The organism is Klebsiella oxytoca NBRC 105695 (genome assembly GCF_001598695.1).
In the GTDB taxonomy this organism is placed as follows: Bacteria; Pseudomonadota; Gammaproteobacteria; order Enterobacterales; family Enterobacteriaceae; genus Klebsiella; species Klebsiella oxytoca.
This window is the reverse complement of sequence record NZ_BCZK01000019.1, coordinates 13,530-26,168: the sequence shown is the minus strand read 5'-3', so window position 1 is coordinate 26,168 and position 12,639 is coordinate 13,530. Positions and strand designations below refer to the sequence as shown.

Genomic DNA, 12,639 nt, shown 5'->3' with positions numbered 1-12,639 from the left:
ATATTGTTATAACAATTGCCAGTAAAATAATAAAGGAACCTCTGTATGGACTACAACCAGGTGGCAAACGCGATTGTGGGGCACTGTGGCGGCTTAGCTAATTTTCTGCATGTGACCAACTGTATGACGCGCGTACGAATGACGATAAGCGATCAAACACGAGTCAATATCGCCGCGCTTAAAAGCATTGAAGGCGTACTCGGGGTCGTTGAGGACGATACCCTGCAGGTTATTGTCGGGCCGGGAAAATCGTCGAAGGTCGCAAATGTGATTAACGATCTGCTTAAGGGCCAGCCTGCGGACGCTACTCCGTTAAGCAACGTTGAGCAAAAAGCTCAGCTGGCGCGGGAAAAGGCGAAAAAACAGACCCGCACCAAAGTTATCCTTAAGCATATTGCCAATATTTTTGTGCCGATCCTGCCATCGTTGATTGCCGCCGGTATCCTGATGGGAATTAATAACGTGCTGGTGAACTCAGCCGCTTCCTGGGCGCTGGCGCATCATGTGGCGGCGCCGGGAGACCTGTCGCCTACCCAGGTGGTGCTCGATCAACGGCATATGCTCGGCATCAGCCAGTTCCTTGATATCGTCTCTAAAGCGCTGTTCGGCTTCCTCGCCATTTATACCGGCGCGACGGCGGCGAAGGAGTTTGACGGAAACGCGGTGATGGGCGGCCTGCTGGGGGCGATCACCATCGTGCCGCAGATTACCGCGCTGGGGCTGATCCCGGGGCAGGGCGGGCTGATTGGCGTCATTCTTTGCGCCTGGCTAATGTGCCTGCTGGAAAAACGGGTGCGGCGCTTTGTCCCGGATATTGTTGATGTTGTGGTCACGCCAACTATCGTGTTGGTGGTGATGGCAGCGGCGCTGCTGCTGGTGATTATGCCCGTGGCGGGCGTCATTTCTAACGGTATTCTGCACGGGCTAAACGGCCTGCTCTCTACCGGCGGCATTGCGGCTGGGTTTGTCCTCTCCGCGCTTTTCCCCTTCCTGATTTCGCTTGGTCTGCATCACGGCCTGTTCCCTATTCATCTGGAGATGATTAACGCGACCGGCCACGCGCCGCTTTTTGCCATCCAGATTATGTCCAACGCCGGGATGGTGGGTGCCGCGACGGCGGTGCTGCTGCTGACGCGCGACCCGATGATGAAGAAAATCGCTAAAGGGGCGATCCCGACCTCTATTCTGGCGGTGGGTGAACCGACCATTTTCGGCGTCAATATTCCGGCAGGATTTGCCTTTATAACCGGCTCCATCGGCGCTGGTTTCGGCGGAATGATGGTGGTGCTGCTGGGCGTCTCAACCAACGGCGTTGGCGCCGCCGGGCTGTCCGCGCTGCCGCTCATCGCCGACGGCAAATATTTGCAGTACATCATCTCATGGTTAACCGGCTGCGCTGCAGCCTTCGTGCTGACCTATATCGTCGGCAAAGTACGCGGTTACGATAAAGAAACGGCGTGAAGGAAGAGTGAAGGAGTAAAGCATGAAAGCGATAATGTTGATGTTTGATTCGCTGAATAAGCGCCTGCTGTCGGCCTACGGCAGCGACAGGGCGATCACGCCGAATTTCCAGCGGCTGAGGGAGCGTACGGTTCGTTTTGACAACTGCTATGTCGGCAGCATGCCCTGCATGCCCGCACGCCGGGAGCTGCATACCGGACGCTATAACTTTTTACATCGCGGCTGGTCGCCAATCGAGCCGTTCGATGATTCGGTTCCCGAGCTGCTGAAGAAGAACGGTATCCACACCCACCTGGTGACGGATCACAAACACTACTGGCGCGACGGCGGAGCGACCTATCACTCTCGCTACAGCACCTACGAGTTTGTGCGCGGTCAGGAGGGCGATGCCTGGAAAGGGGTGGTGGATAAGCCGCAATATCGCTACGAATCCGGCGAGCCGGAGGAGATCAAACAGCGGCGGATCGCCAGCCGGATTCAGCATCAGATCAACGTGCAGTTTATGCAGAACGAAGAGGATCATCATCTGGCGAAGACGATCGGCAAAGGGCTGGGGTTTATCGACGCCAACCATGCCAGCGATAACTGGTTTCTGCAGCTGGAGTGTTTCGACCCGCATGAGCCGTTTTTCGTGCCGGAAAAATATCTCAAGATGTACGGCATTGACGATCCTGCGCAGTTCGACGGCTGGCCGCCTTACTACTTCGTCACCGAAAGCGACGAACGCAAGAGCATGATCCAGAAATACTATATGGCGCTGCTGACGATGGTGGATGCGTACGTCGGTAAGGTGCTGGACTATATGGATCGTTACGATCTCTGGCGCGACACGATGCTGATCGTCAACACCGACCACGGTTTTTTGCTCGGCGAGCACGAGTGGTGGGGGAAAAATATTATGCCGCTGTATAACGAAGTGGCAAATATTCCGCTGTTTATCTGGCATCCGCACTATGGCGGCGCGGGCGAGTCTCGTCAGGCGCTGGCGCAGACCATCGATATCGCCGCGACGCTGCTGGATTGTTTTGGCCTGAATAAACCGGCGGATATGCAGGGCGTGTCGCTGCTGCCCGCGCTGCGCGACGATACCCCTGTCCGCGACTATGCTCTGTTTGGCTATCACGGTTGCCATATTAATATTACCGATGGTCGCTACGTCTATATGCGCTCGCCCGTTAAGCAAGGCGTCGATGGCCTGTTCGAATACACCCTGATGCCGACCCGTATCAATCGTCGCTTCACGCCACAGGAGCTGCGCGAAACGACGCTGCATCCGCCGTTTCGCTTTACCAAGGGCTGTCCGGTAATGAAAATTCCCGCTGAGTCGGTGATGACCCGCGGCGCCGATCGCTTCGGTCATCGACTATATGATTTACACACCGATCCGACGCAGCAAACCCAGTGCCGGGATGAACACGCGGCGCGGCGGCTGCGGGAGCAGATGATCTGCATGATGAAGGAGAACGATGCGCCCGCTGAGCTGTATGCGCGCTATGGCCTGGATGATGCGCAAAGCCCGCTGCTGGGGCTGGATCCGCATCTGCTACCGGAGCTGGCCGCCTTTACGCCGCAGGTGCGCTACGGCCTGTTTGCGCTACTGCAGCATCTGGAGGGCAGCGGGCAGCATGTTCTGGCTGACAAACTGCGGGCCGCCTGTCAGCCGGACTGGGCGCGGCAAAATTTGTGGGCTTTCGTGCAGAACGAGGTTCCGGAGGAGCAGCATCAGAGCGTGTACTATAAGATGGCGTTAGAAATGCGACTTGATTAAGGGGTACCCCCGGCTGCGGCCGGGGAACAGGAGTGCGAAGTTAATGAAAGAAGAACTGGACTATTCTCGCGGCGCGAAACCATTGTACGCCCAGCTTCACGATATCCTGCTGGAAAAGCTGAGAACCGGGGCCTACAAAAAGAATGATGTCCTGCCGACCGAAGCCGAGTTTGAAGAGCTGTTCGGCGTCAGCCGCATCACCGCCCGGCGCGCGCTGGCCGAGCTGGCCGCGAAAGGGCTGGTAAAACGCCAGGCTGGAATCGGCACTATGGTTATCAGCACCTCAGAGAAACAGGGCGTCAAAACCCGTATCCGGCTGGTTGATGGCCAGCAGCAGCACTCTATTTCGCGACATAATCTGACACTCGAGCAGCTGTTGCCGCCGGCGGAAGTGGCGCAGGCCTTCGCTCTCCCGGCGGGGCAGAAAATTCAGCGTCTCACCCGCACGATCTATCGACAAAATGAACTGCCCGCGCAGGTAAACTATATCTGGCTGACGCCGCGTCTGGGCGAGCTGACTTTAGACGCGTTTAAAGAAGGTTTGTATAGTGCGCTGGAACAGCGCGGCGAGAATATTGACAGCTATAAAGACACCATTACCGCCGAGCTGCCGACGGCCCAGGACTGCGACATTCTGCAGGTTGCCGCAGGCGAGCCGCTGCTGGTGAAGACTCGCCAGGGATTTAACGATCGCGGCGAGCTGGTGGAATATACCATCGCCCGCCATATCGCCAGCTGCTATCAGTACATTGTAGAGAACAGTTAATGGCAGCATTTACCGGGCCATCAAATCTGGGGAAATTAGCATGATTCATGGCTGCCACGTGATGGCAAAGCCGAGCGGCTCGGTGTGTAACATCGATTGCACCTACTGCTTTTATCTGGAAAAAGAAGCGCTTTATCCGGAACGGAATAAAAACTGGCGCATGTCCGATGAGACGCTGGAAAACTATATTCGCCAGCATATTGCCGCCCAGTCCGGCGATGCGGTGACCTTTGCCTGGCAGGGCGGCGAGCCGACCATGATGGGGCTGCCGTTTTTTCGCCGGGTCGTTGAGCTGTGCGGCCAGTACGCCAACGGTAAGAAGATAGAACATGCGCTGCAAACTAACGGCGTCCTGGTGGACGAAGAGTGGGCGCGTTTTTTTGCCGAACAGGGTTTTCTGGTGGGTTTGTCGATAGACGGCCCGGCGCATCTGCATAACCAGTACCGCGTTAACCGCGCCGGAAAGGGTACCCACGAAAAGGTTGTTGCGGCGATGGCGCTGCTGAAGGCGCATAACGTCGAGTTCAATACCCTGACCGTCGTCGGCAAGCATAACGTCGATCATGCCCGTGAAGTGTATGATTTCCTGCTGGCGGCCGGTTCGCGCTATATGCAGTTTATCCCGCTGGTCGAACGGATGAGCAGCGACGCCTCGGCGGCGCTCCAGCTGGTGCTCCCGGGTGAGAGCGCGGCGCGGCTGGCGCCCTGGACGGTACCCTCCTGGCAGTTCGGCGAGTTTCTTAACCAAATTTTCGATATCTGGGTGCGTCGCGACGTCGATCGCGTCTATGTGCAGATGTTTGACGTTGCCCTGGCGGCATGGACCGGTCAGCCGCCGGTACTTTGCGTACATTCGCCAACCTGCGGGCACGCTTTTGCGCTGGAATCGAACGGCGATCTGTATAACTGCGATCACTTTGTTTATCCGGAGCATAAGCTGGGTAATATTCATCAGCAGAGCATCCGCGAGCTGAATAATAGCGAGCAGGCCATCGCCTTTGGTCAGGCAAAACAAGAGACGCTAACGGCGGATTGCCGCAGCTGCGAGTTTCGCTTTGCCTGCCACGGCGGTTGTCCGAAACATCGCTTCGCCGTTTCCCCGAGCGGTCGCCCCGGCCATAGCTACCTGTGCGCAGGCTACCAGCACTTTTTCAAACACGTGACGCCGTATATGAACGTCTGGCGGCAGCTTCTGGAAAACGGTTATCCGCTCCCGGCCATGATGCAGTGGCTGGCGCAAGAAGAGCAGCAGCCGAAAACGGCTTCCCGCAACGACCCTTGCCCCTGCGGCAGCGGACGTAAATATAAAAAATGCTGCGGCGCGCAGCATTGATATGCTTAAAGTAATACGTCAAAGCCCTGGCGCTGGAGATGGCCAGAGTTAATCATTTACTGAATGGGTCTACTGTCACTCTTCGGAGATGAATGATGATTGAACGCCACGAGCAAAAGAAGTATTTACGTTTTGCCATTAATCTGGGCAACCCGGTTCTTACGATACTGTCGCCAGATGGATCGCCGGGGGGGATAACCGTCGAACTGGCAAAGAAACTGGCGACTGAGAGCCAGCGTGAAGCGCGGTTGGTGACCTGGCCAACGGCCGGGCAGGTCGTGGATGCGGCGCTGATGGATCAATGGGATATCGCTTTTCTGGCTATCGACCCGGCGAGGGAAGATAAGCTTCGCTTTACGCCCTCCTACGTCACGATCGAGAGTTCGCTGATGGTTAAAAAAGAGAGCAAGATTCAATCGGTTCAGGAGATGGACCGCGAAGGTTCAGTAATCAACGTGGGCAAAGGTGCGGCCTACGAGTTGTATCTGATTCGCACGCTAAAACATGCGACGCTGCGCCAATATGCCACTTCGCAGGATGCTATACAGGCGTTCATCAACGGCGAAGGTGATATGGTGGCCGGTATTCGTCAGCCTCTGGAGAAAGCCGCGCGGGATAATCCACAGTTTCGCGTTTTACCCGATAGTTTTAGCCAGATACATCAGGCGATATGCGTGCCGCGCAATGCGACACAGCACTATGAATTTATTTGCCGCTGCCTTTCTTCATGGATAGCGGACGGGACTATTGCCGGGATGGTGAGTCACCATATCGGCAATAGTTGATTTTTACCCCCGCTTACCGCCGTACTGCGCAAACCACGCCAGCATTCGCTGCCAGCCGTCTTTCGCCGACTCTTCATGATAGCTGGCGCGATAGTCGGCATTAAAAGCGTGGCCGGCCTGCGGATAAACCACAATTTCCGCCGTGGCGTTGGCCGCCCGTAGCGCCTGGCGCATGGTTTCTACCGTATCCTGTGGGATGCTGTCATCTTTTGCGCCATACAGCCCTAAAACCGGCGCATTCAGATCGACGGCGACATCGACCGGATGCTTCGGCGAATTAAGCGTTTTTTCGCCGACCAGCTTGCCGTACCAGGCGACGGCGGCTTTTAGCTGCGGGTTATGCGCAGCGTACAGCCAGGTGATGCGCCCGCCCCAGCAGAAACCGGTAATGAGCAGACGGTGGGCGTCGCCGCCGTGGCGGTAGGCCCAGCTAGCCACGTGATCGAGGTCGGCCAGCACCTGAGAATCCGGCACCTTTGTGACCAGCCCCTGGAACAGAGAAGGAATGTCGCTGTAATCGTTAGGATCGCCCTGGCGGAAGTACAGCTCCGGTGCGATAGCCAGATACCCCTCCTTTGCCAGACGGCGGCAGATATCGCGGATATGTTCATGCACGCCGAAAATTTCCTGAACCACGATAACCACCGGCAGCGAACCGTCGACGCTGCGCGGGCGGGCATGGAATGCCGGCATGTTATCTCCCTGCGAAGGGATGGATGTCTCCCCGGAGACGATGTTCTCATCTGATGTGTGAACGGCAGTTGAGGCGTGCGGCGTGGCTGCAGGTGCAAAGCCGGTTGGCTTGATTGTCGTCATGGTATTCTCCGTACCCTCAATTTATTAGCGCATCAATAACTATAGCTGCTCTGGACAGGACGTTAACCAAACACAGTGCCCGAAACCGGCTATCTTTTGTTCAGGGTTCTGAGATTTAGCTTGTTAATGTGATGTTTATCACTATTTTATGGAAAGTTATTGCAATGAATTTCATTCATGGTGATTGGTATCACAAAACTGAACCAGCAGCTTCTGTAAAGTACCGTTTTGCTTCTGCTGATAATTCGACCCACAGAGGAGTTTTTTATGTCCAAGTCTGATGTTTTTCATCTCGGCCTCACCAAAAACGATTTACAAGGGGCTACGCTGGCTATCGTCCCTGGCGATCCGGAGCGTGTGGAAAAGATCGCCGCGCTGATGGATAAGCCGGTTAAGCTGACATCTCACCGTGAATTCACCACCTGGCGCGCCGAGCTGGATGGTAAAGCAGTGATTGTCTGCTCTACCGGTATCGGCGGCCCATCGACCTCTATCGCCGTGGAAGAACTGGCCCAGCTCGGCATCCGTACCTTCCTGCGTATTGGTACCACCGGCGCCATTCAGCCGCACATTAACGTAGGTGATGTTCTGGTGACCACCGCTTCTGTCCGCCTGGACGGTGCAAGCCTGCACTTTGCGCCGATGGAGTTCCCGGCGGTGGCTGATTTTGAATGTACTACCGCGCTGGTTGAAGCGGCGAAGTCTATTGGCGCAACCACCCATATCGGCGTGACCGCCTCTTCCGACACCTTCTATCCGGGCCAGGAACGTTACGATACCTTCTCCGGCCGCGTCGTTAGCCGCTTTAAAGGCTCGATGGAAGAGTGGCAGGCGATGGGCGTAATGAACTATGAAATGGAATCCGCCACTCTGCTGACCATGTGCGCCAGCCAGGGCCTGCGCGCCGGAATGGTTGCCGGGGTTATCGTCAACCGTACCCAGCAGGAGATTCCGAACGCGGAAACCATGAAGCAAACCGAAAGCCACGCGGTGAAAATTGTCGTGGAAGCGGCGCGCCGCCTGCTGTAATTATTCTCTCTTCGTATAAGGGTCGGATTCTTCGGCCCTTCTTTTTTGCGTAGCGCCTCGCAGGAAAACCCTTTCAAACTGGACGTTTGTACAGCACAATTCTATTTTGTGCCGTAAGTCGTTGCCGCAGGGGGCGTTGTGGATATCTCAATTATTATTAGTGCCGTCGTGGCGCTGGCCGTGGGGCTGATTGTCGGCTGGCTGGCGACCAAAGCGCACGCCGATCAAATTCGCGCCGATCTCATCGAAGAGCGGCGCGAGCTGGATATTGAGCTGAGCGCCACCCGCCAACGGCTGGTACAGGAGTCTCACTGGCGCGAAGAGTGTGAACTGCTGAATAACGAGCTGCGCAGCCTGCGCGAAATCAACGCCTCGCTGGAAGCTGACCTCCGCGAAGTGACCACTCGTCTTGAATCCACTCAGCTGCATGCGGAAGACAAAATCCGCCAGATGGTTAACAGCGAGCAGCGGCTTAGCGAGCAGTTTGAGAATCTGGCGAACCGTATTTTTGAGCACAGTAATCGCCGGGTAGATGAGCAGAACCGCCAGAGCCTGCATGGTCTGCTGACGCCGCTGCGCGAACAGCTGGATGGCTTTCGTCGGCAGGTGCAGGATAGCTTTGGCCAGGAAGCGCGGGAGCGTCACACCCTGGCCCATGAAATCCGCAATCTTCAGCAGCTAAATGCGCAGATGGCCCAGGAAGCGCTAAATCTGACCCGCGCGCTAAAAGGCGATAACAAAACCCAGGGCAACTGGGGCGAGGTGGTGTTGACCCGCGTACTGGAAGCATCGGGGCTGCGGGAAGGCCATGAATATCAAACTCAGGTGAGCATCGAAACGGAAAACCGCGCGCGGATGCAGCCTGATGTGATCGTCCGTTTGCCGCAGGGAAAGGACGTGGTCATCGATGCCAAAATGACCCTGGTGGCCTATGAGCGCTACTTCAACGCTGACGATGATTACACCCGAGAAGCGGCGCTGCAGGAGCATATTGCTTCCGTACGCAACCATATGCGCCTGCTGGGACGCAAAGATTATCAGCAGCTGCCTGGGCTGCGCTCGCTTGACTATGTTCTGATGTTTATCCCGGTGGAACCGGCCTTCCTGCTGGCAATCGATCGCCAGCCGGAACTCATTAGCGAAGCGCTGAAAAACAACATCATGCTGGTGAGCCCGACCACGCTGCTGGTGGCGCTACGGACCATCGCCAATCTCTGGCGCTATGAACATCAGAGCCGTAACGCGCAGAAAATTGCCGAAAGAGCGGGGCGTCTGTATGACAAGATGCGTCTGTTTGTTGACGATATGTCGGCCATTGGCCAGAGCCTGGATAAAGCCCAGGATAACTACCGTCAGGCGATGAAAAAGCTCGCCTCCGGGCGCGGTAACCTGCTGGTACAGGCGGAGTCATTTCGCGGGCTGGGGGTGGAGGTTAAACGTGGGATTAATCCTGACTTAGTCGAACAGGCAGCCGCGCAGGATGAAGAATACTTCCTTACAGAAGACGGTAACACGCAGGAAGATAAAGACTTTTCTGCCGATAAGGCCGTTGCCGCTGCGTATGAGAACCGTCCTCAGCCGCGTTGAAGCGTATGGGAAGTGCGCTAAACCTGTTACACTCAACGAACATTTTCTTGATAAGTAAGCAGGCATAGAGATGGTTGAGGATTCACAAGAAACGACGCATTTTGGCTTTCAGACTGTCGCCAAAGAGCAGAAAGCTGACATGGTGGCGCATGTATTTCATTCTGTGGCCGCAAAATATGACGTAATGAACGATCTGATGTCGTTCGGTATTCATCGTTTGTGGAAGCGTTTCACCATCGACTGCAGCGGCGTCCGCCGTGGGCAAACCGTGTTGGATCTGGCCGGAGGAACCGGCGATCTGACGGCGAAATTTTCTCGCCTGGTCGGCGAAACCGGCCGCGTGATGCTGGCGGATATCAACGACTCTATGCTGAAAATGGGCCGTGAAAAGCTGCGCAATATCGGCATTGTCGGCAACGTGGAATACGTCCAGGCGAACGCCGAAGCGCTACCTTTTGCGGACAACACCTTTGACTGCATTACGATTTCTTTCGGTCTGCGTAACGTGACGGATAAAGAAAAAGCGCTGCGCTCTATGTACCGCGTATTAAAGCCGGGTGGCCGTCTGCTGGTGCTGGAATTCTCAAAACCGATTATTGAGCCGCTTAGCAAAGCCTACGACGCCTATTCCTTCCATATCCTGCCGCGCGTAGGCGAGCTGGTTGCGAAAGACGCCGAAAGCTATCGTTATCTTGCTGAATCTATTCGAATGCATCCCGATCAGGACACGCTGAAAGGCATGATGCAGGATGCAGGATTTGAAAACGTCGACTACTACAACCTCACGGCAGGCATCGTTGCGCTACACCGCGGTTATAAGTTCTGACAGGAGGGACGCTATGCCTTTCAAACCACTGGTTACCGCCGGTCTTGAGACGGTTCTGAATACCTTCCTCTGGCGCGATCGGGCGTTGAAACCTGCCCGTCAGCGTCTGCTGGGGAAAGTGCTGCGTGTCGAACTGCAGGAGCTCTCCGAACCCGTGGTGCTGGTTTTTAGCGAGCGCCAGGTCGATGTGCTGGGGGCGTGGGAAGGCGAGGCAGACTGCACCGTGCGTACTCGCCTGAGCGTGCTTCCGCAGCTACGTAATCGCCAGCAGCTTACCGCGCTGATTCGCAGCGGCGATCTTGAAGTGCAGGGCGATCTGCAGGTGGTACAAAATACCGTTACGCTGTGCGATCTCGCGGAGTTCGATCCGGCTGAACTGCTCGCCCCGTATACCGGGGATGTGGTTGCGGAAGGCTTTAGTAAAGTATTCCGCGGCGGTGCTCGTTTTCTTCTGCGTGGTGCTCAGCGCCAGCAGCGCTATGTTGCGGAAGCGATTACCGAAGAGTGGCGCCTGGCGCCGGGTCCGCTGGAGCTGGCCTGGTTTGCTGAAGAAACCACAGCCGTTGAGCGAGCGCTGGCCGCGCTGGAAAAACGGCTGGAAACGCTGGAGGGCAAATGACGCCAGGAGAATTACGGCGCCTGTATTTCATCGTCCACACCTTTTTGAGCTACGGGCTTGATGAGCTCATTCCTAAAATGCGTATCACGCTGCCGCTGCGAATCTGGCGGCGGATGCTGTTCTGGATGCCAAACCGCCATAAAGAACGTCCTCTTGGCGAGCGCCTGCGCCTTGCGCTGCAGGAGCTGGGTCCGGTGTGGATCAAGTTTGGCCAGATGCTCTCGACCCGTCGCGACCTGTTCCCTCCCCACATTGCCGATCAGCTGGCCATGCTGCAGGATCGCGTTGCGCCTTTTGATGGTCTGCAGGCCAAAAAGCAAATTGAGCAAGCCATGGGCGGCCTGCCGGTAGAAGCCTGGTTTGATGATTTCTCTGTTGAACCGCTTGCTTCCGCTTCTATTGCCCAGGTGCATACCGCGCGCTTGAAAGAGAACGGCAAAGAAGTGGTCATTAAAGTGATCCGCCCGGATATCGTGCCGGTTATCAAAGCTGATATGAAGCTCATCTACCGCCTTGCCCGCTGGGTGCCTCGTCTGTTACCGGACGGTCGTCGCCTGCGCCCGCAGGAAGTGGTGCGTGAATACGAAAAAACGCTGCTGGATGAGCTCAACCTGCTGCGTGAATCGGCTAACGCTATTCAGCTGCGGCGCAACTTTGAAGATAGCCCGATGCTTTATGTCCCGGAAGTTTACTCGGACTACTGCAGTGAAGGCATGATGGTGATGGAGCGGATTTACGGGATCCCGGTTTCCGACGTCGCCGCGCTGGAAGCGCAGGGGACCAACATGCAGCTGCTGGCTGAGCGCGGCGTGCAGGTCTTCTTTACTCAGGTTTTCCGCGACAGCTTCTTCCATGCCGACATGCATCCGGGCAACATTTTCGTCAGTCGTAACCACCCGGAAGACCCGCAGTATATTGGTATAGACTGCGGTATCGTCGGCTCGCTGAACAAAGAAGATAAACGCTATCTGGCGGAAAACTTTATTGCCTTCTTTAATCGCGACTACCGTAAGGTTGCGGAACTGCACGTTGATTCCGGCTGGGTTCCCGCAGATACCAACGTCGAAGAGTTCGAATTTGCCATTCGTACCGTCTGCGAGCCTATTTTTGAAAAACCGCTGGCGGAAATCTCGTTTGGCCATGTGTTGTTGAACCTGTTTAACACGGCGCGACGTTTCAATATGGAAGTGCAGCCGCAGCTGGTTCTGCTGCAGAAGACATTACTTTACGTAGAAGGAGTAGGTCGCCAGCTCTATCCTCAGTTAGACTTGTGGAAAACGGCGAAACCGTTCCTTGAGTCGTGGATTAAAGATCAGGTGGGCATTCCGGCTCTGGTGCGGGCTTTTAAAGAGAAGGCGCCGTTCTGGATTGAGAGAATGCCGGAAATACCTGAGCTGGTGTATCAGAGCCTGCAGCAAAGCAAGCAGTTACAGAATAGCGTCGATACCATCGTGCGCGACATCCAGGTGCGGCACGTGCGCCAGGGGCAGTCCCGTTATCTGTTTGGTATAGGCGCGGTTTTATTACTGAGTGGTACGCTGCTGTTCATCCACCGCCCTGAGTGGGGCATGATGCCCGGCTGGCTGATGGTCGCTGGCGTCGTAACCTGGCTTATCGGCTGGCGTAAGACGAACTGACGGCAGTCGCCT

Annotated in this window: 11 protein-coding genes; 10 read left to right on the top strand and 1 reads right to left on the bottom strand. The window is 56.0% G+C overall.

The genetic code is table 11. From position 1 onward, the window contains the following. Nucleotides 1-45 precede the first annotated feature (45 nt). The 5 genes from KO1_RS24085 to KO1_RS24065 all read left to right on the top strand — a co-directional run bounded on the left by KO1_RS24085 (nt 46) and on the right by KO1_RS24065 (nt 6,113). The gene (locus KO1_RS24085) at nt 46-1,461 is read left to right on the top strand and encodes a PTS transporter subunit EIIC (protein WP_016808224.1); all 1,416 of its coding nucleotides are present in this window, start codon (nt 46-48) and stop codon (nt 1,459-1,461) included. Nucleotides 1,462-1,483: 22 nt separating this feature from the next. Then, nucleotides 1,484-3,229, top strand: a complete 1,746-nt coding sequence (locus tag KO1_RS24080) for a sulfatase (protein ID WP_064407146.1) — start codon at nt 1,484-1,486, stop codon at nt 3,227-3,229. Between the two features lie 43 nt (nt 3,230-3,272). Further along, nucleotides 3,273-3,995, top strand: a complete 723-nt coding sequence (locus tag KO1_RS24075; RefSeq protein ID WP_004107711.1) for a GntR family transcriptional regulator — start codon at nt 3,273-3,275, stop codon at nt 3,993-3,995. 40 nt (nt 3,996-4,035) lie between these two features. Beyond that, the gene (locus KO1_RS24070; protein WP_064407145.1) at nt 4,036-5,328 is read left to right on the top strand and encodes an anaerobic sulfatase maturase; all 1,293 of its coding nucleotides are present in this window, start codon (nt 4,036-4,038) and stop codon (nt 5,326-5,328) included. Between the two features lie 95 nt (nt 5,329-5,423). Beyond that, a complete protein-coding gene (locus tag KO1_RS24065; protein ID WP_023329104.1) occupies nt 5,424-6,113 on the top strand; it encodes a transporter substrate-binding domain-containing protein in 690 nt (229 codons plus the stop codon). Nucleotides 6,114-6,116: 3 nt separating this feature from the next. On the opposite strand, the gene KO1_RS24060 is transcribed toward KO1_RS24065, so the two are convergent. Further along, a complete protein-coding gene (locus tag KO1_RS24060; protein ID WP_004117059.1) occupies nt 6,117-6,929 on the bottom strand; it encodes a dienelactone hydrolase family protein in 813 nt (270 codons plus the stop codon). A 267-nt stretch (nt 6,930-7,196) separates the two neighbouring features. Between KO1_RS24060 and udp the strand changes: the two genes are divergently transcribed. The 5 genes from udp to ubiB all read left to right on the top strand — a co-directional run bounded on the left by udp (nt 7,197) and on the right by ubiB (nt 12,627). Next, complete coding sequence (gene udp, locus KO1_RS24055) at nt 7,197-7,958, top strand: uridine phosphorylase (protein ID WP_064407143.1); 762 nt, start codon at nt 7,197-7,199, stop codon at nt 7,956-7,958. Between the two features lie 138 nt (nt 7,959-8,096). After that, a complete protein-coding gene (gene rmuC / locus KO1_RS24050) occupies nt 8,097-9,545 on the top strand; it encodes a DNA recombination protein RmuC (protein WP_004107774.1) in 1,449 nt (482 codons plus the stop codon). 70 nt (nt 9,546-9,615) lie between these two features. Next, nucleotides 9,616-10,371: a bifunctional demethylmenaquinone methyltransferase/2-methoxy-6-polyprenyl-1,4-benzoquinol methylase UbiE gene (ubiE, locus tag KO1_RS24045; protein ID WP_004107776.1), complete on the top strand. Its 756-nt coding sequence runs from the start codon at nt 9,616-9,618 to the stop codon at nt 10,369-10,371. Between the two features lie 13 nt (nt 10,372-10,384). Continuing rightward, entirely contained in the window at nt 10,385-10,990 is a 606-nt protein-coding gene (ubiJ, locus tag KO1_RS24040) for a ubiquinone biosynthesis protein UbiJ (protein WP_004107778.1), read from the top strand. Further along, nucleotides 10,987-12,627: a ubiquinone biosynthesis regulatory protein kinase UbiB gene (gene ubiB, locus KO1_RS24035; RefSeq protein WP_024274886.1), complete on the top strand. Its 1,641-nt coding sequence runs from the start codon at nt 10,987-10,989 to the stop codon at nt 12,625-12,627. The genes ubiJ and ubiB overlap by 4 nt, the downstream gene beginning before the upstream one ends. The last annotated feature ends 12 nt before the right edge of the window (nt 12,628-12,639 follow it).

What these genes read in the sequence shown, in the direction of transcription:
- KO1_RS24085 (WP_016808224.1), top strand. Translation starts at nt 46, where the DNA reads ATGGACTACAACCAGGTGGCAAACGCGATTGTGGGGCACTGTGGCGGC.
- KO1_RS24080 (WP_064407146.1), top strand. Translation starts at nt 1,484, where the DNA reads ATGAAAGCGATAATGTTGATGTTTGATTCGCTGAATAAGCGCCTGCTG.
- KO1_RS24075 (WP_004107711.1), top strand. Translation starts at nt 3,273, where the DNA reads ATGAAAGAAGAACTGGACTATTCTCGCGGCGCGAAACCATTGTACGCC.
- KO1_RS24070 (WP_064407145.1), top strand. Translation starts at nt 4,036, where the DNA reads ATGATTCATGGCTGCCACGTGATGGCAAAGCCGAGCGGCTCGGTGTGT.
- KO1_RS24065 (WP_023329104.1), top strand. Translation starts at nt 5,424, where the DNA reads ATGATTGAACGCCACGAGCAAAAGAAGTATTTACGTTTTGCCATTAAT.
- KO1_RS24060 (WP_004117059.1), bottom strand. Translation starts at nt 6,929, where the DNA reads ATGACGACAATCAAGCCAACCGGCTTTGCACCTGCAGCCACGCCGCAC.
- udp (WP_064407143.1), top strand. Translation starts at nt 7,197, where the DNA reads ATGTCCAAGTCTGATGTTTTTCATCTCGGCCTCACCAAAAACGATTTA.
- ubiE (WP_004107776.1), top strand. Translation starts at nt 9,616, where the DNA reads ATGGTTGAGGATTCACAAGAAACGACGCATTTTGGCTTTCAGACTGTC.
- ubiJ (WP_004107778.1), top strand. Translation starts at nt 10,385, where the DNA reads ATGCCTTTCAAACCACTGGTTACCGCCGGTCTTGAGACGGTTCTGAAT.
- ubiB (WP_024274886.1), top strand. Translation starts at nt 10,987, where the DNA reads ATGACGCCAGGAGAATTACGGCGCCTGTATTTCATCGTCCACACCTTT.